Source organism: Mycolicibacterium sp. 624, from assembly GCF_040548615.1.
In the GTDB taxonomy this organism is placed as follows: domain Bacteria; phylum Actinomycetota; class Actinomycetes; order Mycobacteriales; family Mycobacteriaceae; genus Mycobacterium.
Genome location: NZ_JBEPRZ010000003.1, coordinates 1 through 22,672, shown reverse-complemented (window position 1 = coordinate 22,672; position 22,672 = coordinate 1). Strand labels below are relative to the sequence as shown.

General features: G+C 68.1%; 22 protein-coding genes, 1 tRNA gene and 1 rRNA gene. 3 read left to right on the top strand and 21 right to left on the bottom strand.

Annotated features, from left to right (window positions below; genetic code table 11):
- The first annotated feature begins 28 nt into the window (after positions 1 to 28).
- Both ABIA65_RS13030 and ABIA65_RS13025 read left to right on the top strand, forming a co-directional pair.
- Positions 29 to 940 (top strand): hypothetical protein, encoded by a 912-nt coding sequence (locus ABIA65_RS13030; RefSeq protein WP_354523791.1) that lies wholly within the window; start codon positions 29 to 31, stop codon positions 938 to 940.
- 1,093 nt (positions 941 to 2,033) lie between these two features.
- A complete protein-coding gene (locus ABIA65_RS13025; protein WP_354523790.1) occupies positions 2,034 to 2,405 on the top strand; it encodes a hypothetical protein in 372 nt (123 codons plus the stop codon).
- Here ABIA65_RS13025 and ABIA65_RS13020 read toward each other — a convergent pair.
- The 9 genes from ABIA65_RS13020 to ABIA65_RS12980 all read right to left on the bottom strand — a co-directional run bounded on the left by ABIA65_RS13020 (position 2,387) and on the right by ABIA65_RS12980 (position 9,979).
- Positions 2,387 to 2,460 (bottom strand) — tRNA-Pro (locus ABIA65_RS13020). The two genes, ABIA65_RS13025 and ABIA65_RS13020, sit on opposite strands and share 19 nt — an antisense overlap.
- A 119-nt stretch (positions 2,461 to 2,579) precedes the next feature.
- The gene (locus ABIA65_RS13015) at positions 2,580 to 3,347 is read right to left on the bottom strand and encodes a sulfite exporter TauE/SafE family protein (protein WP_502919570.1); all 768 of its coding nucleotides are present in this window, start codon (positions 3,345 to 3,347) and stop codon (positions 2,580 to 2,582) included.
- A gap of 49 nt (positions 3,348 to 3,396) precedes the next feature.
- Positions 3,397 to 4,341 (bottom strand): sulfite exporter TauE/SafE family protein, encoded by a 945-nt coding sequence (locus ABIA65_RS13010; protein WP_354523788.1) that lies wholly within the window; start codon positions 4,339 to 4,341, stop codon positions 3,397 to 3,399.
- A 254-nt stretch (positions 4,342 to 4,595) separates the two neighbouring features.
- Positions 4,596 to 6,011: a ribosome biogenesis GTPase Der gene (gene der, locus ABIA65_RS13005; protein ID WP_241405027.1), complete on the bottom strand. Its 1,416-nt coding sequence runs from the start codon at positions 6,009 to 6,011 to the stop codon at positions 4,596 to 4,598.
- A 25-nt stretch (positions 6,012 to 6,036) separates the two neighbouring features.
- Positions 6,037 to 6,723 (bottom strand): (d)CMP kinase, encoded by a 687-nt coding sequence (gene cmk / locus ABIA65_RS13000; RefSeq protein ID WP_354523787.1) that lies wholly within the window; start codon positions 6,721 to 6,723, stop codon positions 6,037 to 6,039.
- Positions 6,720 to 7,466 (bottom strand): pseudouridine synthase, encoded by a 747-nt coding sequence (locus ABIA65_RS12995; protein ID WP_354523786.1) that lies wholly within the window; start codon positions 7,464 to 7,466, stop codon positions 6,720 to 6,722. Before ABIA65_RS12995 ends, cmk begins: the two co-directional genes overlap by 4 nt.
- 1 nt (position 7,467) lies before the next feature.
- Complete coding sequence (gene scpB / locus ABIA65_RS12990) at positions 7,468 to 8,292, bottom strand: SMC-Scp complex subunit ScpB (protein WP_354523785.1); 825 nt, start codon at positions 8,290 to 8,292, stop codon at positions 7,468 to 7,470.
- On the bottom strand, positions 8,289 to 9,119 hold the full coding sequence (locus ABIA65_RS12985; protein WP_241405023.1) for a segregation/condensation protein A: 831 nt from the start codon (positions 9,117 to 9,119) through the stop codon (positions 8,289 to 8,291). Before ABIA65_RS12985 ends, scpB begins: the two co-directional genes overlap by 4 nt.
- Positions 9,116 to 9,979 carry a ParA family protein gene (locus tag ABIA65_RS12980; protein ID WP_241405022.1) on the bottom strand — a complete coding sequence of 288 codons (864 nt, stop codon included), beginning with the start codon at positions 9,977 to 9,979 and terminating at the stop codon, positions 9,116 to 9,118. The genes ABIA65_RS12985 and ABIA65_RS12980 overlap by 4 nt, the downstream gene beginning before the upstream one ends.
- A gap of 107 nt (positions 9,980 to 10,086) precedes the next feature.
- Between ABIA65_RS12980 and ABIA65_RS12975 the strand changes: the two genes are divergently transcribed.
- Positions 10,087 to 10,845 carry an O-methyltransferase gene (locus ABIA65_RS12975; protein WP_354523784.1) on the top strand — a complete coding sequence of 253 codons (759 nt, stop codon included), beginning with the start codon at positions 10,087 to 10,089 and terminating at the stop codon, positions 10,843 to 10,845.
- 25 nt (positions 10,846 to 10,870) lie between these two features.
- Here ABIA65_RS12975 and xerD read toward each other — a convergent pair whose 3' ends face one another.
- The 12 genes from xerD to rrf form a co-directional block, all read right to left on the bottom strand.
- Entirely contained in the window at positions 10,871 to 11,854 is a 984-nt protein-coding gene (gene xerD, locus ABIA65_RS12970) for a site-specific tyrosine recombinase XerD (RefSeq protein WP_354523783.1), read from the bottom strand.
- Positions 11,851 to 12,465 (bottom strand): NUDIX domain-containing protein, encoded by a 615-nt coding sequence (locus ABIA65_RS12965; RefSeq protein ID WP_354523782.1) that lies wholly within the window; start codon positions 12,463 to 12,465, stop codon positions 11,851 to 11,853. The genes xerD and ABIA65_RS12965 overlap by 4 nt, the downstream gene beginning before the upstream one ends.
- Complete coding sequence (gene pyrG / locus ABIA65_RS12960; RefSeq protein ID WP_241405018.1) at positions 12,458 to 14,263, bottom strand: CTP synthase; 1,806 nt, start codon at positions 14,261 to 14,263, stop codon at positions 12,458 to 12,460. The genes ABIA65_RS12965 and pyrG overlap by 8 nt, the downstream gene beginning before the upstream one ends.
- Before the next feature lie 135 nt (positions 14,264 to 14,398).
- The gene (locus ABIA65_RS12955; RefSeq protein ID WP_354523781.1) at positions 14,399 to 15,331 is read right to left on the bottom strand and encodes a copper transporter; all 933 of its coding nucleotides are present in this window, start codon (positions 15,329 to 15,331) and stop codon (positions 14,399 to 14,401) included.
- 11 nt (positions 15,332 to 15,342) lie between these two features.
- Positions 15,343 to 16,527, bottom strand: a complete 1,185-nt coding sequence (gene steA / locus ABIA65_RS12950; RefSeq protein ID WP_354523780.1) for a putative cytokinetic ring protein SteA — start codon at positions 16,525 to 16,527, stop codon at positions 15,343 to 15,345.
- Positions 16,528 to 16,633: 106 nt separating this feature from the next.
- Positions 16,634 to 18,397 carry a DNA repair protein RecN gene (gene recN / locus ABIA65_RS12945; protein ID WP_241405015.1) on the bottom strand — a complete coding sequence of 588 codons (1,764 nt, stop codon included), beginning with the start codon at positions 18,395 to 18,397 and terminating at the stop codon, positions 16,634 to 16,636.
- Entirely contained in the window at positions 18,397 to 19,320 is a 924-nt protein-coding gene (locus ABIA65_RS12940; RefSeq protein WP_241405014.1) for an NAD kinase, read from the bottom strand. The genes recN and ABIA65_RS12940 overlap by 1 nt, the downstream gene beginning before the upstream one ends.
- Entirely contained in the window at positions 19,317 to 20,123 is an 807-nt protein-coding gene (locus ABIA65_RS12935; RefSeq protein WP_354523779.1) for a TlyA family RNA methyltransferase, read from the bottom strand. Before ABIA65_RS12935 ends, ABIA65_RS12940 begins: the two co-directional genes overlap by 4 nt.
- Before the next feature lie 6 nt (positions 20,124 to 20,129).
- The gene (locus ABIA65_RS12930; protein ID WP_241405012.1) at positions 20,130 to 20,330 is read right to left on the bottom strand and encodes a hypothetical protein; all 201 of its coding nucleotides are present in this window, start codon (positions 20,328 to 20,330) and stop codon (positions 20,130 to 20,132) included.
- 8 nt (positions 20,331 to 20,338) lie between these two features.
- A complete protein-coding gene (locus ABIA65_RS12925) occupies positions 20,339 to 21,361 on the bottom strand; it encodes an HAD-IIA family hydrolase (protein ID WP_354523778.1) in 1,023 nt (340 codons plus the stop codon).
- A gap of 1 nt (position 21,362) precedes the next feature.
- A complete protein-coding gene (locus tag ABIA65_RS12920; protein WP_354523777.1) occupies positions 21,363 to 22,187 on the bottom strand; it encodes a tetratricopeptide repeat protein in 825 nt (274 codons plus the stop codon).
- A gap of 147 nt (positions 22,188 to 22,334) precedes the next feature.
- Positions 22,335 to 22,447, bottom strand: a 5S ribosomal RNA gene (gene rrf, locus ABIA65_RS12915).
- Between the last annotated feature and the right edge of the window lie 225 nt (positions 22,448 to 22,672).

Genomic DNA, 22,672 nt, shown 5'->3' with positions numbered 1-22,672 from the left:
TGCCCGACCTGCCGGGCATTATGGCGGCATGGCGAAACGCTGGGACGCATGGATGGCCTGGAACCGGCGCGGCTACCTGAGCGCGTTCGAGCGACGACTGAACAGAGTGCTCACAGGTGCCGTAGTCGTGGCGTTGGTGGGCGCCGCACTACAACACGTTTTTCTGGCCAACGTGCCGGAGGTCATTCCCATGGGTGCGAAGTGGGGCGGCCTGCTCTACGACCTAGCCATCGGATACATCGGTGCATTCATCGTCTACGTGCTGCTTGTGAGGATTCCCCTGCGACGGGACCGCCGGAATTACTACGGTCACCTTGGGCCCCTGATCGTGCGCTTGGTTGCCGAGGCGAATGACCTTGTGGTATCGCTCAATAGGGCCGCGGGCCTGGAGACCGACGTACTGACCACAACGCGCCCAAACACCCAGGCGAACATCCGAGAGATGCTTGGCATGCTAACCCCCGACAGCGCGGCCGACCACGTTGTCTTCACTGCGAACGGTATGCGAGACGGCACGGTTGCGGACGTCGTGACCTTCCACGTGCATAGGGCACGAGCCATAATCGGAGAAATCCTGGCGTTCGCGCCCAACTATGACTCTGAAGTAATCGAACTTGTTGTGGCGCTCCGGGAATGCCAGTTCTTTCAAACCTTCGAAGTACGGGAACCGTCGTGGCGCATCGGCGGCGGGCCCGACGTGGCCTCCCTTGAGAAGCCGCTCTTCAATTACCTACTGCTAGCCGATCGCCTCAATCGCTATCGGGAAAGCAACAACATAGTCGGAAAGCCCACGACCTACCCCGAGCTAATCAACATTTACACCTCGTACTCGGGTGAGGACAGCACTGCGGTGCCGCTTCGTGATGAAATCCCTTCGCCGCCACTCAGGATCCGGCTGGGTACGCGAACCGTGGATGTCGGCTGCAGTCCGAACGCCTAGTGGCGAGCGCGTCGGCTACGCCTTAGCGCCCGTTTCCTCCAGGCACCGCGCCCCGCTGTCGTCGTAGAACTCGACGGCGCCCGTTGGCCGTCGCGATTGCCCGGCGCTACCAGAGGTTGGACGGCTCTCCGGCAACAAACGTTCGGCGTGGAAACCCGGATGGCGTCGGCCTAGGCCGATCGCGCCCGGCGGGCAGGCCTACTCCACCGCACCACTCAAGGAAGGACGAAAGCATGGGCAAGAGAGCGAACGGTGAGGGCCCGGTTGCCAAGCGCGCCCGCGGCGACTGGGAGGCGAAGTTGGCCTATGCCGGCCCCACATAGGCCAGCGTCGGCGCACGTCGTTCTACGGGTCGACGCCAAGGCGGTCCGCGAGGAGATGAGCCCGGCGCGCGAGCGGTTCGCGAAGGGGCGCGACGCGCAGCGTCGGCGACTGGCTGACACACTGGCGGGCCGCCAGCCTGGCGGCGTCAGGTCGCAAGGAATCGACGCGGGTTCTCTACGCGACGTTCTGCCGTCGCCACCTGGAGGCTGGGCCGTCCTTGCCGGGCCTGGACGGCGCCGTGCGGGATGGCCTGTTGGCCCGCAATCCGGAGCCCCTCATGAAGGGTCCCGGCGTCGAACGCAAGGAAGGTCGGCACCTGGATGTCGACGACGTGTCGGCGGTCCCGCGGGCCGCCGAGGGGTCGCGATGCTACTCGGCGCTGGCCCTGATCGCGGCACGACGGGACTGCGCAAAGGTGAGGCGCTGGCCATGCGGTGGGATCGCGTCGACCTGGGCAGCTGGGCGCTCAAGGTAGCCGCCACTATTGGGAGCATCGAGGATCGGCTATTGATCACCGAGTCCAAGACTGCGAGGTCCCGTCGCACGGTGCCGCTCACTCCCGTCGTCGCGACGCTCCGACGACAACGCACGGCCCAGAAACGGGACCGGGCGCGGGCTGGCTGCGAGTGGGCGGATAGCGGACCGGAGTTGACCAACGAACTTGGCGGCCCCGTCAAACCGCGCAGCCTACTGCGCGTCATCGAAGTGGCCGCCAAAGCAGCCAGAGTGCAGGGCGTTGGCGTGCACACCTTGCCGCACTTCTGCGGCCGTGGCGTGGCTGGAGGCCGGGGCCCACATCAACGCCGTCGCCAATCTGCCCGAGCATTCGTCGGTCACCGTCACCGGCTACCTGGACGGAGGCACCTCCGACGGGACCGCCCGCGCGGCCGTCGACAGTTTGGGTCAGGCACTCTGCGCGGTCGAGCTGATTTGGGTCAACGGTTTGGGTCAAACAAGAAAAGGGCACCTTTCGATTCCTCGAAAAGTACCTCTGACCTGCCTCGGGCTGACAGGAACCGCCGGCGCGACCGCCTCGTACCTCGGCGGGCGCTTCGGCTCCCGGCATTCTGTCCCCCGACATGAAAAAACTCGCTCGGCTTCGCCGGCGAGTTTCTTTCATTGTCGGGCTGACAGGATTTGAACCTGCGACCACTTGACCCCCAGTCAAGTGCGCTACCAAGCTGCGCCACAGCCCGCGGCGCTGCCGGGATCGCCGGCAGCAAGGCGAAATGTTACCGCAGCCATGCCCCACAATCCCAACCGCCTCGGGCGGCGCGGCGTGTGACCGGTGTGGTAGGCGGTGCTACCCCCTCGGCTACACCATCAGCAGTCGGACAAGCCCGATCAATCCGACGACGACGATCACCGCGCGCAACACGTTCGGCGACAGCCGCCGCCCGTAGTGCGCGCCGAGGAACCCGCCGATCAGCGACCCCACGGCGATCAGTCCCGCGGCGGCCCAACTGATCCGGTCGAAGGCCACCAGCGTGTAGGCCACGGCCGCGACGATGTTGACGAGCAGCGACAGCAGGTTCTTCGCCGCGTTCATCCGCTGCATGTCCTCGGGCAGCAGCGCGCCCATGACCCCGATCAGCAGAATGCCCTGCGCCGCGGTGAAGTAGCCGCCGTAGACCCCGACGGCCAGCGTGCCGGCCACCAGCGCGACCATCCGCCCGGCCGACACGTGATCCACCGAGCGTCCGGCGTCCTCGGCGCGCTGCCGTGCCCACGCCTGGATGCGCGGGCCCAGGATCACCAGTGCCAGCGCACCGATGAGCAACACCGGCACCACGGAGACGAACACCCGCTCGGGCAGGTGCAGCAGCAGCCACGCACCGAATCCCGCGCCGATCAGCGAGGCCGGGATCTGCCAGCGCAGCCGGTCCCACTGGCCCCGCAGCTCGCGGCGATAACCCCAGGTGCCGGAGACGCCGCCCGCGACCAGCCCGACCGCGTTCGACATCGTCGCGGTCACCGGCGGATAGCCCAGTGTCACCAGGGTGGGAAAGGTGATCAGCGTCCCCGATCCGACTAGGGCGTTGATGGCTCCGGCCCCGACCCCCGCGAGGGCGATCAGGATCATGTCGACGACTGGCACGCCCGTACGTTAGTGGGTGCTCCTTTGGCCGCCGTCAGCGAGCGTCGTCCGCTGCCTCGGTCGGGTGTGCTACCTCATCGGCCTCGACCGCGACCTCAAGCTCGTCGGGCACGAACTCGGGCGCCTTCGAGACCTTCCACGCCACGTACAACAGCGACGCCCACGCGACGACGATCGTCGCGTAGATCAGCGTCGACACCGGCGAGTGGATCCCGAAGTACTTGATCAGCTTCTGCGAGTTGGTCAGCACGATGACGCCGCCCACCGCGGTGCCGAGCAGCGCCGGGCTGATGCGGCTGACCAGCCACGCCGCGAACGGCGCCGCGATGACGCCACCGAGTGCCAGCCCCAGCACCACGAGCAGGTTCTCGAAGAACTCCGCGCGCAACCCCACCAGGAAGCCCAGCGACGCCGACAGCGCGACCAGGAACTCCGAGGCGCTCACCGAGCCGATAACGGTCCGCGGCGCGGTCTTGCCGCTCGACAGCAGGGTGCTGGTGGTGATCGGGCCCCAACCACCGCCACCGGAGGCGTCGATGAATCCGCCGAACAGGCCCAGCGGGGCCAGGAACTTCGCCCCGTGCTTGGTCGCACCGACCTTGACGACCGGGGCTGCGCGCAGCGAGAACCGCAGCAGCACGTACACGCCGATGCCCAGCAGGATCGCGGCCATGAGCGGGGCGGCGTCCTCGGTGGACAGCGCCGACAGCACCGTGGCGCCGACGAACGCGCCGACGGCTCCGGGCACACCGAGCTTGAGCACGATGGTCCAGTCGATGTTCTTGAACTTCCAGTGCGACAGACCGGAGGCGAAGGTGGTGCCCACCTCGGCGAGGTGAACCGCGGCGCTGGCCTGCGCCGACGCGACACCACTGAGCACCAGCAGCGTCGAGGCGGTGACACCGAAGGCCATGCCGAGCGCACCATCGACGAGCTGGGCTCCGATGCCGACGAAGGTGAAGATTATGAGCGAACGCATGGGTTCGGCTGCTTTCGACAGATGGCCGCAGTCAAGCGGCGGCCATGGTGATCATGGGCGCGAATCAGCTGCGCGCACAACACCATTCGTCGAAAGCGATGAACCGCCGCGAGGGCCAGAACGGCTCCAACGCGTACGCCGAAGACGGGGCGGTACGGAAGGCCCGTTCAGCCATCACCACTCCTGCCTCGTCTATGCGGTCGGCTAACCATACTCAACGCCAGCGCGACCTGCACATTCCCATGCCACAACCGCTACTTCCGCTTCGGCGCGCCACGCTTCTCGCGGACCCGGACGTTGATCCGGACCGGGCTGCCGTCGAACCCGAACGTCTCGCGCAGTCGACGCTCCAGGAACCGGCGGTATCCGGCCTCGAGGAAGCCCGACGTGAACAGCACGAATGTCGGCGGGCGCGACGTCGCCTGGGTGGCGAACAGGATCTTGGGCTGCTTGCCACCGCGCACCGGCGGCGGCGTCGCCGCCACGATCTCTTTGATCAGAGTGTTCAAGCGGCCCGTGGAGATGCGCTTGTCCCACGACTCGAGCGCGCTCTCGATGGCCGGCACCAACCGGTGCACACCGCGGGCGGTCTTGGCCGAGATGTTCACCCGCTGCGCCCACTGCACCTGACCGAGCTCGCGCTCGATCTCCTTGTCCACCTCGTATCGGCGCTCCTCGTCGACGAGGTCGGCCTTGTTGAACGCCAGCACCAACGCCCGCCCCGCCTCGATGACCATGGACAGGATGCGCTGATCCTGCTCGGTCAGCGGCAGCGACGAGTCGATCAGCACGACGACGACCTCGGCGGCGTCAATCGCGCCGCGGGTCCGCACGGAGGCGTAGAACTCGTGCCCGCTGGCCTGCCCGACCTTGCGTCGCAGACCCGCCGTATCGATGAACCGCCACATCTTGCCGTCGAGTTCGATCAGCGAGTCCACCGGGTCGACCGTCGTGCCCGCGACATCGTGCACCACGGAGCGGTCGTCACCGGCGAGCCGATTCAGCAGCGAGCTCTTGCCGACGTTCGGCTTGCCGACCAGGGCGACGCGGCGCGGTCCCACACCGCCCGCGGGCAGCTCGGAGGTCTGCGGCAGCGCCTCGAGCACGACGTCGAGCAGATCGGCGACGCCCCGGCCGTGCACCGCGCTGACGGAGTACGGCTGGCCCAGCCCGAGCGACCACAGTGCCGCCGCCTCGGACTCGACGCGCTCGCTGTCGACCTTGTTGGCCGCCAGGAACACCGGCTTGCCGGAGCGCTGCAGCCGTTTGGCCGCGGCCTCGTCGGCTGCCGTCGCACCCACCACCGCGTCGACCACCAGGATGATGGCGTCGGCGGTCCGCATCGCGACGGTGGCCTGCTCGGCCACCAGCTGCTGCAGACCCTTCGCGTCGGGCTCCCAGCCGCCGGTGTCCTGCACGACGAACCGGCGTCCGAGCCAGTTGGCGTCGTAGGACACGCGGTCGCGGGTGACGCCCGGGATGTCCTGGACCACCGCCTCGCGGCGGCCCAGGATGCGGTTCACCAGGGTGGACTTGCCCACGTTCGGGCGGCCGACCACCGCCACCACCGGTGGCGGGGCCAGGTCCTCGTCGAGATCGGCTACGAGGTCCTCGGTGCCGACCTCCCAGTCGGTCTCGTCGGACCAGGTGCCGTCGATGTCGTCACTCATTTGTGCCTTCTCTTCGCGCAAGCGGTCACGGATGAACCCCTGCGCGTTGTTCAACGAGGTCGAGCAGATGTGCGACCACCTCGTGTTGGGTCATATCGCTGGAGTCCACGACGATCGCGTCGTCGGCAGCCCGCAGCGGGGAGACCGCGCGGGTGGAGTCCAGGTGATCGCGGCGCTGCACGTCGGCGAGCACGGCGTCGTAGTCGCCGGGCAGGCCCGCGGCGACGTTCTGCTCGTTGCGCCTGCGTGCACGCTCCTCCGCCGACGCGGTCAGGAAGATCTTCACGTCGGCATCCGGCAGGACCACCGTGCCGATGTCGCGGCCCTCGACCACGACGCTGCCCGGACCGTCGGCGAGCTCGCGTTGACGCTGCACGAGCCGCGTGCGCACGGCGGGCACCGCGGAGACCGCCGACACCGCCTTGGTCACCGCGTCGCCGCGGATCTCCGCCGAGACGTCCTCACCGGCAAGGTAGGAGCGGTCCTCGTCGGGATCGAAGCCGACCGCCAGATCAGCCTCGGCGGCCAGCGCCCCGATCGCGTTGGCGTCGGCCAGGTCGATCCCCTTGCGCAGCACCGCCAGCGTCACGATCCGGTACATCGAGCCGGTGTCGAGGTAACGCGCCTGCAGCGCACGCGCCAAACCCCTTGACACCGAGGACTTTCCGGTACCGGCCGGCCCGTCGACGGCGATCGTCACAGAGCCACTCACATTCCTACCGCCTTGTACAGTTCGCCGACTTCCTTGCTGGTCAGCACCCGGATACTGCCCGGCCGCTGCTCGCCGAGTGCAACTGAGCCGATGTCGGTGCGGACCAACTCGAACACCGGATACCCGACGGCGGCGAACATCCGCCGGACGAGGCGCTTGCGGCCCTCGTGCAGGGTCACCTTCACCAGCGACTTGCCGGGCACGGTGTCCACCATCGCGAAGTCGTCGACCCGAATGGGGCCGTCGTCCAACTCGATTCCGTCCTTGAGCCTCTTGCCAATGCCGCGCGGCACGGTGCCGTTGAGCGTCGCGAGGTAGGTCTTGGGCACCTCGTAGGACGGGTGCATGAGGCGGTGTGCCAACTCACCGTCGTTGGTCAGGATCAGCAGTCCCGCGGTGTCGGCGTCGAGGCGTCCCACGTGAAAGAGCTTCTTGTTGCCCCGAATTCGGTGCTCGATGAGGTCGCCGACACACGCCCGCCCCTGATCGTCCGACATCGTCGAGTGCATGCCGCGCTCTTTGTTGATCGCCAGGTACACCATCGTGTCGTCGATCTTGATGCGCGCGCCGTCCACGCGGATCACCGAGTTGTCAGGGTCGACGCGTGTGCCCATCTCGGTCACGATCCGATCGTCGACCGAGACGCGACCGTCCATGATCATCCGTTCGGCCACTCGTCGCGACGCAACGCCGGCCTGCGACAGCACCTTCTGAAGGCGGACGCCCTCTGTTTCCTCGTTCATTTCAGTCCTTGTCCACGTCGAAGGACAACGGCTGCTCGCTCACTGCAGCACCGCCGAGCTTGACGAATCTGGGTTCGTCACCGAGGGTTTCGGTGATGTCGTCGATGACGTCGACGTCCGGTAGCAGAGGCGCGATATCGGGCAGGTCGGTCAGTGACGACAGCCCGAGCCGCTCCAGGAACAACTCTGTGGTCGCGAACGCGGCGGCTCCCGAGTCGGGGTCCGTGCCTGCCTCGGTGATCAACCCGCGGGCCAGCAGCGTGCGCATCACCGCGTCCACGTTCACGCCACGCACCGCGCTGACACGCGCTCGGGTGACGGGCTGGCGATAGGCCACCACCGCCAGTGTCTCGAGCGCCGCGCGGGTCAGCTTCGACCGCGTGCCGTCGAGCAGTAGCCGTTCGACATACGGCGCGTACCGGGACCGGGTGTACATGCGCCACCCTCCCCCGGCCTCGCGCAGGTCGATACCGCTGTCGCGGGCGGCGAGCTCGGCGGCCATCACCGTCAGCTTGGCCGCCACTCGATAGGCCGGCTGATCGATCGCCGTGGCCAACGCGTCGGCGGGCACCGGGGTGTCCACCACCAGCAGCAGCGCCTCCAGCACAGCACCGAGCTCGTCGTCATCGAGTTCGACGTCCTCGAGTTCCGGGGTCTCCGCGACGTCGCCGTCGACGTCTACGTCGCCGGCGACATCTACGTCGTCGTCGCCCAGCTCGGTCGTGGCGTCCTCAGCGGCGTCTTCAGCCGCCCCTTCAACTGCGTCACCGGGTTCGTCTTCAGCGGTGTTCAGGGCCCCATTGAGCCGGTCGATATCGTCTGTCATGAGTCTTCTTCCACCGCAGCGGCCAGGTGTTCGTTGGTCGGCCGGTCGCCGGTCCACGAAACCTGTAGCACTCCAAGCGGTTCTGCCTGGTCGAATGCTACCGCCCGGGCACGGAACAATTCGAGCAGCGCCAGGAAGCGCCCGACGATCTCGATTCCGCCGGTGCAGTCGGCCACCAGGTCGGTGAACGAAGCCCACTGGCCGATACCGCGCTGTTCCAGCAGGCTCAGGATGTGCCGGGCCTGCTCCGGCACCGACACCGCCTGAATGTGCAGGTGATCGGTGCCGACCGTCGGAACCGGGCGCGGCGAGAAGGCGGTGGCCGCGATGTGCGCGAAGCTCTCGGCGTCCACACCCAGCATCACCTCGGGCAGCAGATCGGAGTAGCGGTCCTCCAGCGAGACCGCACGCGGGTAGCTGCGCAGCGCGGCCGCCTCGAGTTCGGCGAACATCACCGCGACGTGCTTGAACGCCCGGTACTGCAGCAGCCGGGCGAACAGCAGGTCACGCACCTCGAGCAGGGCCAGGTCCTCCTCGTCGTGCACGTCACCGGCGGGCAGCAGCCGGGCGGCCTTGAGGTCGAGCAGAGTGGCCGCGACGACGAGGAACGCGGTGGTCTCGTCGAGTTCGAGAAGTCGCCCGATCTCCTTGGTGTAGGAGATGAAGTCATCGGTGACCTGGTGCAGGGCGACCTCGGTCACGTCGAGTCGGTGCGCGAAGATCAGCTGCAGCAGAAGGTCGAACGGTCCGTCGAAGTTGCTCAGGTGAACCTGGAACCCTGCCTGCGGTGCTTCTTCCGAACTCGCGGCTGTGGTGTCGGTGGTCACGCGCCGAACCGGTCGATGACCTCACGTGCCAGTGCCCGATACGCTTGGGCGCCACCTGATTTCGGTGCCCACGTCGTGATCGGCTCACCGGCGACGCTGGTCTCGGGAAAACGGACCGTCCTGGTGATCACGGTGTCGAAGACCAGATCGCCGAACTGCTGCACCACGCGCGCCATCACCTCACGCGCGTTGACGGTGCGCGGGTCGTAGCGGGTGACGAGGATGCCGCTGATGTCGAGCTTGGGGTTGAGCCGGTCGCGCACCTTGGCCACGGTGTCGGTCAGCAGCGCCAGCCCGCGCAGCGAGAAGTACTCGCACTCGGTGGGGATGATCACACCGTCCGCGCACGTCAGTCCGTTCACCGTGAGCAGTCCGAGCGACGGCTGGCAGTCGATCAGGACGTAGTCGTAGCGGTCCAGTACCGGATACAGCGCGCGGTGCAGTGACTGCTCCCGGCCCACCTCGTTGACCAGCTGGATCTCGGCGGCGGACAGGTCGATATTGCTGGGCACCAGGTCGAGGCCCTTGACCCGCGTGCTGATCAGCACGTCGTCGATCGACACCCGGGGCTCGACCAGCAGGTTGTGCACGGTGTGCGCGAGTTCGTAGTGCGGTACGCCCAGACCCGCTGACAGGGCGCCCTGCGGGTCGAGGTCGACCAACAGCACCCGACGGCCGTATTCGGCCAGGCTGGCGCCGAGGTTGATCGTCGACGTGGTCTTGCCGACGCCGCCCTTCTGGTTGCACATGGCGATGACCTGGGCCGGTCCGTGCGTGCTCCGGGGCTTGGGCTCGGGGATCACCCGCGGCGGCCGTCCGGTCAGGTTCATGCCGTCGGCGGTGCCACCATCGTCGGTCATGAGAGACCGCCCCTGGTCAGACAACCCTCCGGCGTGGCGAACATCCTGGAAAGCTTAACGGGACAAGAACGCCCTGGACTGCAGACCCGCTGGCCTAGGCTGAGGAGATGAGCTGGAAACAGCGCCTGCCCTTCCTTCGGTGGTCGCTGGTGCGCATGGCGCTGGGCATGCCGGAGTTCATCCGAACAGGTCAGATCGGTGACGGCCGAGAAGAGGCGGCCGCGGCCTATGTCGAGGCCCACGCCCGCGGCGGTGACGTCGACCACGTTCTCGAGACCATCGACGAATTCGCCCGGGAACAGTCCATGCTGATGAACATCGGCGACGAGAAGGGCATCATCCTCGACGCCGCCGTGCGACGAGCCGCCCCGGCGCAGGCCCTGGAACTCGGCACATACTGCGGCTACAGCGCGATGCGCATCGCCCGCGCAGCGCCCACTGCCAGGGTTTACTCGGTCGAGTTCTCCGCGGCCAACGCCGCCATTGCCCGTCGGATCTGGGCACACGCCGACCTCGACGACCGGATCACCTGTGTCGTCGGCACCCTCACCGACGGCGGCAAGACCCTCGATGCCCTCGACGCCCTGGGGTTCACCGCGGGGTCGCTGGACTTCCTGTTCATCGATCACGAGAAGAGCGCCTACCTGACCGATCTCGAGAGCATCCTGGACCGCGGCTGGCTGCACCCGGGCTCTGTCGTGGTCGCCGACAACATCCGCATCCCCGGCGCCCCGCGCTACCGCGCCTACATGGAGGAGGAGCAGGACAAGCGCTGGCACACCGTCGAGCACAAGACGCACGTCGAGTACCAGACCCTGTTGCCCGACCTCGTCCTCGAGTCGGACTACCTGGGCGAGCCGACCTGACCCGGCCCCCTACCGCGCAGCCCCACTACCGCGCGCGTGGATGCGCGCCGGCCCAGACCTCGCGTAGCGCGCTGACGGTCACCAGGGTGTAGATCTGCGTGGTCGTCACCGACGCATGGCCGAGGAGCTCCTGAACCACCCGCACGTCGGCGCCGCCCTCGAGCAGATGAGTCGCGAACGAGTGCCGCAGCGTGTGGGGTGACACCGCAGACCCGATGCCCGACCGCTCCGCCGCGTCCTGCAGCACCTGCCAGGCGCTCTGCCGTGAGAGCCGCCCTCCGCGGGCGTTGAGGAATATGCCGGGTGTGCCCCTGCCCCGGCGCGCCAGATCGGGCCGCCCGCGCACCAGGTAGACGTCGAGCGCGTTGACGGCGGGTCTGCCGATGGGCACCAGACGCTGCTTGCCACCCTTGCCGCGGAGCAGGACGGACCGGGAGTGCACGTCGACGTCGTCGACGTCGAGACCAACAGCCTCCGAGATGCGGGCGCCGGTGGAGTACAGGACCTCCAGCAGGGCCCGGTTGCGCAGGGTCAGCGGGCCGTCGGTCTCGGCGTCCCCACCGGCTCCGTCCAGCAGTGCCAGCACCTCGTCGACGGTGAGGCTCTTGGGCAGCCGGCGGCTCGGTGTCGGCGGTTTGACCGCACGGGCGACATCGAGGTCGGTGACGCCCTCGGCCGCGGCGAATCGGTGCAGCCCCCGCACGGCGATCAACGCGCGAGCCGCGGAGACAGCCGACAGGGCGGGCGTGCCACCGTCGGGGTCCCCCTTGCGCAGCGCCACCAGGAACTCGCTGACATCGGTCTCGGTGACATCGCGCAGGTCGGTGATGCCGCGCGAGACGAGGTGCTCGGAGTACCGGCGCAGGTCGCGCCGATAGGAGCTCAGCGTGTTCGCGGCCACACCGCGTTCGATGGTCAGGTGGTCGACATAACCCTGCAGCTGGCCGTCGAGCGCGCCACCGCCAGGAGCTCCGCTCCCCGAGACATCAGCGGAGCGGAGCGTGGTCATGCCTGCCTGGCCCGGAAGGCGGTCGGCTGGTCGATCCACGGCGCGTCGACCGAGCGCAGCGCGCCCTCGTCAGACATGTTGGCAGCAGCCAGAATTCCGGCCACGGCAAGGGAGTTGACGATCTCGCCGGCGAACACCATCCGCACCGCGTCGGCAAGCGGCACCCGTCGCACGACGAGATCGGCCTCCTCGTCGTGCGCGGCGGGCCGCCCGATCTCGGTCAGGTCAGTGGCCAGGTACACCCGCACGCACTCGTCGCTGAAACCGGGCGCGGAGACCACGTCGACCAGCACGTGCCAGTGCTGTGCCGCCAGCCCCGCCTCCTCCTCGAGCTCGCGGGCCGCCGTGAGGTGCGGCGCCTCATCGCCCAAGTCCAGGAGCCCGGCGGGCAGCTCCCACAGTCGCCGGCCTACGGCGTGCCGGTACTGGTGGACCAGAACGACGTTGCGGTCGGTGTCCAGCGCGACGATGGCGACGGCGCCGAAGTGCTCGATGATCTCGCGCCGCGCCGTGCCGTCGCCGGGCATGCGCACCTCGTCGGCGCGCAGCGCGAAGATCTTTCCGACGTAGAGGGTTTCGCTGGCGACGGTCTCGAAGTCGTGGTCACCCACGGTGCACTGGCTCTTGCACGGCCGGCAGCTCCGCATCCGTCGCGTGCTCTGTCCCGTTGGCGCGCTCGGCAGCCGTCGACTCCTCGCGCGAGCGCTCGTCGGTGAGCTCCATGGGAAGCCGTTCGGCGGCCTTGTAGTTCAGCGCCGCGCCGATGAACGCCGCGAACAACGGGTGCGGCCGGGTGGGACGGCTCTTCAGTTCCGGGTGGGCCTGGGTGCCGACGAGGAAGGGGTGGATCTCGGGCGCATACTCGACGAACTCCACCAGATGACCATCCGGGGACGTCCCACTGAACCGCAACCCGCTCTCTGCGATCCGGTCCCGGTAGGCGTTGTTCACCTCGTAACGGTGACGGTGACGCTCGGACACCTCGGTGGCCTGGTAGGCCTCCGCCACAATCGATCCCGCGTCCAGGGCGGCCGGGTAGGCACCCAGTCGCATGGTGCCGCCGAGATCGGCCTCACCGGCGACCGCATCGCGCTGATCGGCCATCGTGGAGATGACGGGATCGGGTGTCTCGGGGTCGAACTCCGCCGAGTTGGCACCGTCGATGCCGACCGATCGGGCCGCCTCGATCACGATGCACTGCAGTCCCAGGCACAGGCCCAGCAGGGGTACGCCCTGCTTGCGGGCGAACTTGATAGCGCCCAGCTTGCCGTCGATGCCGCGGATGCCGAACCCGCCGGGGATCAGGACCCCGTGCACATCGCTGAGCACCGCTGCCGCACCGGCGTCGGTCTCGCAGTCGTCGGAGGCGACCCACCGGATCTCGACCTTGGCGTGGTGCTTGAACCCGCCGGCGCGCAGCGCCTCCGCGACCGAGAGGTACGCGTCGGACAGGTCGATGTACTTGCCCACCAGCGCGATCCGCACGGTCTCCTGCGGCTCGTGCACGCGGCGCAGCAGGTCATCCCACTCGGTCCAGTCGACGTCGCGGAACGGCAGGTTGAGCCGGCGCACCACGTAGGCGTCCAGCTCCTCGCGGTGCAGCACCTTCGGGATGTCGTAGATCGACGGGGCGTCGGGCGTCGAGATCACACCGTCGATGTCGACGTCACACATCAGTGCGATCTTGTTCTTCAACGGCTCGGGCACGTCGCGGTCACACCGCAGGATCAGCGCGTCGGGTGAGATGCCGATGCTGCGCAGCGCGGCGACCGAGTGCTGGGTGGGCTTGGTCTTGAGTTCGCCCGACGGAGCGAGGTAGGGCACCAGCGACACGTGCAGGAAGAACACGTTGTCGCGGCCCACCTCGTGGCGGACCTGACGAGCCGCCTCCAGGAACGGCAGTGACTCGATGTCGCCGACGGTGCCACCGATCTCGGTGATCACCACGTCGGGCCGGTTGCCCCGGGCATCGGGGGCGGCCATCGCCAGGATGCGGCTCTTGATCTCGTCGGTGATGTGCGGAATCACCTGGACGGTGTCGCCGAGGTACTCGCCGCGCCGCTCCTTGGCGATCACCGACGAATACACCTGTCCGGTGGTCACATTCGCCGACCCGGACAGGTTGCGGTCCAGGAAGCGCTCGTAGTGGCCGACGTCGAGGTCGGTCTCCGCGCCGTCCTCTGTGACGAACACCTCACCGTGCTGAAACGGGTTCATCGTCCCGGGATCGACGTTGAGGTAGGGGTCCAGCTTCTGCATCGTCACCTGAAGGCCGCGCGCGGTGAGCAGCTGGCCGAGGCTACTGGCGGTGAGCCCCTTGCCCAGTGAGGACGCGACACCACCACTGACAAACAGGTGTTTGGTAGTGGTCTGTGGGTGCTTGCGTAGCGGTTTTGACTGGCCGGACAACAGCAACCTCCGTGGCGATGGGGCAGGACTTGATTTTCTATGCTGATGTCCAGCTCGGGGCCTGCCGACCCACGGAATCTCACCCTAACACCGACTCCGACAACCTGGTGCTGACGCGCCGAGGCGGCCGCGACGTTACTGCGGGATGGTCACCGCGGTGGCGCCCTGCCCGACGCCGTACTGGCCGGGCTGGCCTCCGTTGGCCAGGTCGGCCAGTCCCAGCACCGTGGTGATCCGACCCGATTGCGCGTCGACGTCGTCGACGGTGCTGACCGCGTCGTTGAGACCGGAGTCGGACCTGATCACCGCGACGGCGGCGGTGCCGGTGGCCGAGCCGGCGCGGCCCGCGACGACGGTTCCGGTGCCATGCGGTGCGAGACCGGCAGCGAGGCGCGCCACGGTGGCGCCCTGATTGCCCGCGGTGTCCCCGGGGTTTCCACCGGTCACGATCAGCGCGGTGTCGGCGACGCCGATCCGCTGATCGCCGTACGACAGGAAGCCGGTGTCGCGCAGTGTGGCAAGAACGGTGTCACGCTGCGCGTCGTCCACGGCGGGGTCCTTGCCGCGCAGCAGCGCGATGCCCAGCAGGTCCCCGGCTTGGGAGCCCTGGTCGACCAGCGAAGTGGTGAGCTGGCGCCCGGCGGGCACGATCGGCGAGTTCACCACCGAGAGCAGTTTCTCCGCCGAGTTGGCGTCGACGAACTCCTGAGTCAGCGCGATAGTGCCGGCCACAGTGCCGCCGGCGGTGCCGACGTAGCGCGCCACCGAGTCGACGTCATCGTCAGCCGCATCGGGCGTGCGGAACACGATGACCGACTTGCCCTTCAGCGCGTCACGCAGGATCCGCGGCGACATCTGCGCATCGAACTCGCCTGCCGCGTTCAGCCTCTCGTTGAGCGCGTTCTTCTCATCGGTGAGGCCGTTGATCTGGTTCTGCAGTTCGTGCTTGTCGTCGCGCAGACCCGATAGCAGGGTGTTGGACAACAGGCCCGAACCGAGCATCACCCCAATGGCTAACGCCAGGAAGACCGCGGCAAGGGAGATCGCATGCGTGCGAAGGGAAATCAAGCCAGACTCCTCTAGGTGACCCAGCCCTGGACCCAGAGCGAGAACTGATTCCAGTACTCCGAGACCCACTGCAGTACCGCGGCATCCGTGCGCGACACCCACAGCGCGACGACGACGGCCACCAGCATCGCGAGTACGAGAAGCGCGATGGCTCCACCGGAGATTCGGCTGCGGTACAGCGTGGCGACGGCCTTCGCGTCGACCAGCTTCTCCCCGACCTTGAGGCGGGTGAGGAACGTCGACGGATTGCTCTGCTGCCGTGAGCGATCGAAGAAGTCCTCGATGTTGGCGGTGTGACCCGCGGTGACGATGAGCGATGCGCCGTGGTGATCGCACAGCAGCAGCGCCAGATCCGCGGCCGAACCGGCGGCGGGGAAGGTCATGGCGCCGACGCCGAGGTCCTGGATGCGCTCGAGTCCCTTCGCGTGCCCGTCGGCGTCAGCGGGCAGCACCACCTGAGCGCCCGAACGAAGCACCTCAACGCTCATGACACCGGGGTCCCCCACGATGAGCGCGGGCCGGTAGCCGGCCTTTCGCAGCACGTCGGCGCCCATCCCGACCCCAACCAGGACCGGTTGGTACTCCTTGATGAAGGGCTTGAGGGCCTTGAGGTCGTCAGCGGCGGCGGGCCCCTCGGCGACCACGACGACGTGCCTGCCGCGGACGTCGACGTCGATGTCGGGAATGCCCATACCGTCGATCAGCAACGGGCTCTCGCTGCGGATGAACTCGATGGTGTTGCCCGCGAAGGCCTCCAGATGGGCGACCAGGCCGGTCTTCGCCTCGATCATCAGGTCGTGGATCTCGAGGTCGGTCCGCTCATGGCCGAGCGCGATGCGGCGATCCCCCGCGTACACGCCGCCGTTGTGCAGGCGTACGCGCGCGCCGTCCTTGACCTTCTTGAACACCTCGTCGCCGGTCTCGTCGATCAACGTCACGCCGTTGGCGACCAGCACCTCGGGGCCGAGGTTCGGGTAGCGGCCAGAGATGGACGGTGAGGCGTTGACCACCGCTGCCACCTGAGCCTCGACGAGGGCGTCGGCGGTGATGCGGTCGAGGTCCAGCGCGTCGATCACCACGATGTCGCCGGGGCCCACGCGTCGGAGAAGTCGATCGATGTCGCGGTCGACGCGGGCGGTTCCTGTGACACCCGGCCGTGGGCCGGCGTTACGTGAGAGCAGCGCTGACATCTTCATGACGCCGATTCTGTCGGCCAACCCTCAAGTGAAGGTGGAGGCGCGCCGTAACACCCGCCTCAGAAGTTATGTTTTGTCACATCCGTAACACGGGTCGGATGCCGTTTCATGACGATGCCTCCTGCCGGGCCGCCTCCAGCAGCTCCCGCGCGTGGGCCCGCCCGCTGTCGGATTCGCCGAGCCCCGCGAGCATCCGGGCCAGCTCAGCGACGCGCGCGTCGTCATCGAGGTTGCGCACCTCGCTCGACTTCCCGCTCCCGTTGGCGCTGTCGACAACAAGGTGGACGTCGGCGTACGCCGCGACCTGAGGCAGGTGGGTCACCACGATGACCTGATGGGTGCGCGCCAGCCGGGCCAGACGGCGGCCGATCTGGACCGCGGCGCGGCCGCCGACCCCAGCGTCGACCTCGTCGAAGACCATCGTGGTGCCCTCGGCCGACGCGGCCAGGACAACCTCCAGCGCGAGCATCACCCGCGACAACTCGCCGCCGGATGCGCTCTTGGCCAGCGGCAGCACGTCGCTTCCGGAGTGCGGCGTGAACCCGAACTCGACGGCGTCGACGCCGTCGTGCCCGGCGTGCACCGTCTCGCCGGTGGGCAGGGTGATCGGCGCCGAGTCGTCGGCGCGGGCAGGTATCGGTGCGACGCTGATGCCGAACCCGGCGCCCGCCATGGCCAGGCCCGCGAGCTCCGCGGTGACGGCCTTGGACAACGCCTTCGCCGCCTTGGTCCGCGCCTTGGTGATGACGGCAGCCGCCGAGACCACGGCGACCTCGAACTCGGCGACACGCGCCGCCAGAGACGCCAGTGCCTCCTCCGACACGTCGAGTTGGGCCAGTCGCCCGCGCGCCTCCTCGGCCCACGCCAGGACGCCGTCGACATCGGCCGCGTACTTGCGCGTGAGGTTGCGCAGCTCACCCTGACGGGCCAACTTCGACTCCAACGTGCTGGCGTCGGTGGGCAACTCGGACAGGTAGTCGCCGAGCTCGGTCGACACATCGCCGATGACGGCTAGCGCCTCACCCAGCCGCTCGGACAGCGCCTGCAACGACGTGTCGTCCGTCGCGCCGAGGGCGGCCTTGGCCTGGCCCACTCCGTCGAGCGCCGACGTCGGCTCGGTGGCGGCTTCGTCGCCCAGTTGACCGGACAGCGCGGCGCGCGCCACCTGTGCGGCCTCACGCAGCGCATCCAGTTCCGAGAGCCGACGAATCTCGGCCACCAGTGCCTCGTCCTCCCCCGATTCTGGTGCGACGGTGTCGATCTCGTTGATCCCGAACTGCAGCCGGTCGGCTTCCTGCGCGAGCTCACGGGCCCGCTGCCTGCGGTCAGTCAGATCACGGCGCGCGGTCAGCCACCGCTCCCGCGCCTCGCGGTAGCGCGCCAGGGCCGACTCCACGTCGACGTAGCGATCCAACGCCGCGAGCTGCTCCTCGGGCTTCATCAACCGCAACTGGTCGTTCTGCCCGTGCAGGGCCAGAAGCTCCGTGGTGAACGTGCTCAGTGACTTCGCCGGCACACTGCGTCCACCCAGATACGCCCGCGACGGGCCGTCGCGGCTGACCGACCTGGCCGCGATCACACTGCCGTCGTCGTCTCGCTCCGCACCCGAGGAGTCCAGCACCTCATCGATCCGCGTGGTGACCGTCGAGCCGAGTTCGGTTGTGGTGAAACGGCCCTCGACGACGGCGCGGGACGATCCCGAGCGCACCCGAGTGGCGTCCGCCCGCGCTCCACCGAGCAGGTGCAGACCGGTCACGACCATCGTCTTACCGGTGCCCGTCTCCCCCGTCAGCACCGTCAGGCCACTGCCGAACTCCGCGGTGGCGGCACTGATGGCACCCAGCGCCTCGATCCGAATCTCGGCGAGCACTATTGCCCACGCCAACCCGTGACCGGCAACCGGAACTTGCGCACCAGGCGATCGGTGAACGGCGCACTGTCCAGGCGCACCCACTTCAGCGGTACGGCGCAGCGGGTCACCTCGAGCCGGCCCCCGGCGGGCACCACCATCTCGCGGCGACCGTCGCAGAACACCATGGCGTCGTAGCCGCCCGCCTCGATCTCGATGGCGATGGCCGCGTCGGGACTGGTCACCATGGGACGCGCGAACAGGGCGTGAGCGTTGTTGGGTACCACCAGGATCGACTCCAGATCGGGCCACAGGATGGGCCCGCCCGCCGAGAATGCGTAGGCCGTCGACCCCGTCGGCGTGGACACCAGCACCCCGTCGCAGCCGAACGACGAGACGGGTCTGCCGTCGACCTCCAGCACCACGCCCAGCACGCCCAGGCGCGGCCCCTTCTCGAGGCTGGCCTCATTGAGCGCCCACCCTCGCTGTGTGATGTGCCCTCCGACGCGTACCGCCACGTCGAGCGTCATCCGCTCCTCGACGCGGTAGCTGCGGTTGATGACGTGATCGAGCACTGAGTCGATGGCCTCAGCCTCCGCCTCGGCGAGGAAGCCGATACGGCCGAGATTGACGCCCAGGACCGGAATCTCGACGTTGCGCGCAAGTTCGGCGGCGCGCAGAAACGTTCCGTCGCCACCGAGGACGAGAACCAGTTCGCAGCCCTCGGCGGCGCGCTCGTCGGCGTCGACGACATCGATGTCGACGCCGAGTGCCCGCATGTCATCGGGAGCCAGGTGCAGCGAGCCGCGGTCAACGGCCTCGGCCGCCAGTACGCGCAGGCCGATGTCGTGGTCGCCGAGCACCTTCTCGACACGCCGCGCGGTCTCGGTGGCCTCATCCCTGCCGGTGTGAACCACCAGCAGCACTGTCCGATCACAGCTCACTGCGGGCCCTCCGTAACAGCGCGCCGGACGGCCTGTTCGAGCGCGGGACCGTTCAGCGGATTCGCGGTCCGCGCCCGCAACCGCAAGAAGTACTCGACGTTGCCCGACGGGCCCGGCAGCGGGCTCGCGGTGACATCGACGGTGTGCCAGGCCAGTTGGGCGGCGCGGTGGGCCACCGACAGGACAGCGTCAACGCGCAGTTCGGGATCGCTGACGACACCGCCCGCGCCCACGCGTTCCTTGCCCACCTCGAACTGCGGTTTCACCATGGGAACGATATCGGCGTCCTGTGACGCGCATGACGTCAGTGCGGGTAACACCGTCGCCAACGAGATGAACGACAGGTCGGCCACGACGAGGTCGACGGGGCCACCGATCAGCTCGGCGGTCAACGTACGCACGTTGGTGCGCTCGACCACGGTCACCCGGGCGTCCGATCGCAGGGACCACGCCAACTGGCCGTAGCCGACGTCCGCCGCGATCACCTCGGCCGCGCCCCTGTCCAGAAGCACCTCGGTGAATCCGCCGGTGGAGGCGCCCGCATCCAGGCAGCGCAGGCCGTCGACGGGGACCTCGAACGCGTCGAGCGCACCGATCAGCTTGTGGGCTCCGCGCGACACCCAGCTGCGCTCGTCGGCGGAGACGGTGAGGCTGGCATCCAGGGAGACGGCCGTCGCGGGCTTGGCCGCGGGCATACCGTCGATGCGGACCCGGCCCGCGCCGATCAGTTCCGCAGCCTGCTGCCGCGATCTGGCCAGGCCACGCCTGACCAGCTCCACATCAACCCGGGCTCGCCGTGTCACGTCGGTTTACCGTTCGTGATCCGGCGCCGCGGTACTCCCAGCCGACGAACCGCGTTCGACCGACTCCAGTGCGCGGACCAGCAGATCGTGCGCCTGCTCCAAGCGCACCGCGATGGCTTCCACATCAGAGTCGGGAGCATCCGGCGCAGGCAGATCGGACAGCAACGCAGCGATCTCCAACCGGATCTGGTCGGGGTCGGTAGTCATGTCGACACTCACGCTAGTCGATGGGCCGGCTCCAGCAGCGACCAGCGCGCCAATGCCTCGCGGGCGATGTCGTCGGCCGCTTCGATGCGCAACGGCCCACCGTTGCGCCCGGCGTTCCAGACGGCGCTGGCGGTGGCGCGGACAACGGTCAACGGGTCCTGCGGATCGACTCCGGTCGAACGGACGGTGACCGAGTCAGTCCCGATCTCGACCTGCCATGCCGGATGGGCGGCGATTCGCAGACCATCGCCCGGCTCGCGCAGCGACCGCAGGTCGGGCGCCAGGTGGGTGGGCCGCTCCTGTGGGACGGCGTGGACCATCTCGGCCGCCGTGCTCACGCCGGTCAGCACCAGAAGGCTGGGCAGGCCGGCGGCATTCGCCCCCGCGATGTCGGTGTCCAGACGGTCACCGACCACCAACGGGGAGTCGAACCGTCCGCGTGCCAGCGCGTCATTCATGAGCGTCGGCTGGGGCTTGCCCGCCACCTGCGGCTGGCGGTCGGTGGCCGCGCACAGCGCCGCGACCATCGAGCCGTTGCCCGGCAGCAGACCACGCTCGGACGGCAGCGTGCGATCCACATTGGCGGCCACCCACAGGGCGCCCGCCCGGATCGCGAGTGCGGCCTCGGCGAGAATCGCCCAGCCGGTCTCGGGCGAGTGACCCTGGACGACAGCCACCGCATCGCCATCCCACGTGCGCACCGGAATCAGGCCGACGTTGCGCACTTCGTCGGCCAACGAGTCGGTGCCGATGACGAGGACACTCGAGCCCGCCGCCACCTGCGCCGCGAGCAGATGTGCCGCGCTCTGGGCGCTGGTCACCACGTCGTCGGCGTTCGCCGTAAAGCCAAGGGAATTAAGGTGTTCGGCGACCTGGGCGGGTGCACGCGAGGCGTTGTTGGTGACGTACAACGTCCGAGCCTCGACCGCAGCGAGTGTCTCGACCGATCCCTCCGTCGCCTCATGGCCGCGGAAGACGGTGCCGTCAAGATCCAGAAGCAGGCAGTCATGCGCCTGCGCCAGCGTCGTCACCTCAGGACAACTCCGTGATGCGCTCTTCGGCGTCAGTGGCCCCTTCGAGGTCGGACGCTGCCGCATTCATGAACCACTGCAACGCCTCCGACCGCCGGTCCAGCGCCAGCAGAGTGTCGGCGTATGCGTAGAACAGTCGTGCGGCCGTGAGGCCGGTGCGGGTGGGGTCCAGTTGTGGCGAGGACAGGGTTGCGAGCGCCTGCGTGTGCTGACCGAGATCCGAGCGGGCGCCGGCGACGACGATGCGCAGTTCGTCGGCGTCATCGCCCTCCAGCTGCTCGGCCTCGGCGGTACGGGCCAGTTCGATCGCCTTCTCGGGCCGACCGACACCGCGCTCGCAGTCCGCGATCACCGGCAGCAGCGGTGACTTACTGCCCATCCGCCGCGCCGCCCGGAGCTCGGCAAGCGCCTGAGCCCAGTCACCACAGTGGTAGGCCGCGATGCCGACGGCTTCGCGGACAGCAGCGATGCGCGCGGCACGACCGCGGGCGGCCTGAGCATGTGCCAGGGCAGCCTCGGGGTCCTCTTCCAGCAGGTCACCGGCCGCCACCAGGTGGCGTGCCACGTAGTCAGCGGTCGCCTTGTCCAGGGTCAGGAGTTCGCCGCGGATCTCCGGGGCCAGTTGCTTGGCCTCGACGTTGGCCGGAATCAATGGACCGGAGCGATCCTGGGAATTGTCACCGGTGGATTGTGGGCGCCTGGCCCGATCGGGCCCCGACGAACGCGGTGCGTTGCGGCGGTCGCCCGACGGCCGACGCGGCCCGCCGGCGCGATTAGCGTTCTGCGGGCGGCGGTCACCGCCGCCTCCCTGCCTGTTCTCGGCCACGTTCTGCCTTCCTGCCGTCCCGCAAAAGGATACGGGTCATATGGCGATACGCGAGCATTGAGTAATTCGCATTGAATTCGAATTACACAATGGCGCGAATACAGAATCACCCCCCACGCAATTGTGGGGGGTGATTCTTTAAAGGGTGTTCGGCGGTGTCCTACTTTTCCACCCGAAAGGGTAGTATCATCGGCGCTGGTAGGCTTAGCTTCCGGGTTCGGAATGGTACCGGGCGTTTCCCTGCCGCTGTGGCCGCCGTAACTCTATTTTCTTTTCAGCCCCTTGCACGCTGCCCATGGTGTGGGTGGTGTGTTTTGGTGGTGGGGTGTGGTCAAACGTTGTTTGACTGTGGTTTGTGGTTGCGCGAGCTTAGTGGTGTTACACGTTTTCTCCAACAATTGGTTTCTGTTGGTGTGTGTAAGTTTTCGGCCGGTTAGTGCCAGTTCCCTGCGCCCATTACTGGGCTTCTAGGTCTGGTCTATCAA

Coding starts and splice junctions, on each gene's coding strand:
- ABIA65_RS12930 (WP_241405012.1), bottom strand. CDS start 20,330: ATGACTACCGACCCCGACCAGATCCGGTTGGAGATCGCTGCGTTGCTG.
- ABIA65_RS13015 (WP_502919570.1), bottom strand. CDS start 3,347: ATGATCCTGATCGCCCTCGCGGGGGTCGGGGCCGGAGCCATCAACGCC.
- der (WP_241405027.1), bottom strand. CDS start 6,011: ATGAGTGACGACATCGACGGCACCTGGTCCGACGAGACCGACTGGGAG.
- ABIA65_RS12980 (WP_241405022.1), bottom strand. CDS start 9,979: ATGACCGACGATGGTGGCACCGCCGACGGCATGAACCTGACCGGACGG.
- xerD (WP_354523783.1), bottom strand. CDS start 11,854: ATGACCACGCTCCGCTCCGCTGATGTCTCGGGGAGCGGAGCTCCTGGC.
- ABIA65_RS13010 (WP_354523788.1), bottom strand. CDS start 4,341: ATGCGTTCGCTCATAATCTTCACCTTCGTCGGCATCGGAGCCCAGCTC.
- ABIA65_RS12995 (WP_354523786.1), bottom strand. CDS start 7,466: ATGAACGAGGAAACAGAGGGCGTCCGCCTTCAGAAGGTGCTGTCGCAG.
- ABIA65_RS13030 (WP_354523791.1), top strand. CDS start 29: ATGGCGAAACGCTGGGACGCATGGATGGCCTGGAACCGGCGCGGCTAC.
- ABIA65_RS12975 (WP_354523784.1), top strand. CDS start 10,087: ATGAGCTGGAAACAGCGCCTGCCCTTCCTTCGGTGGTCGCTGGTGCGC.
- steA (WP_354523780.1), bottom strand. CDS start 16,527: ATGAAGATGTCAGCGCTGCTCTCACGTAACGCCGGCCCACGGCCGGGT.
- scpB (WP_354523785.1), bottom strand. CDS start 8,292: ATGACAGACGATATCGACCGGCTCAATGGGGCCCTGAACACCGCTGAA.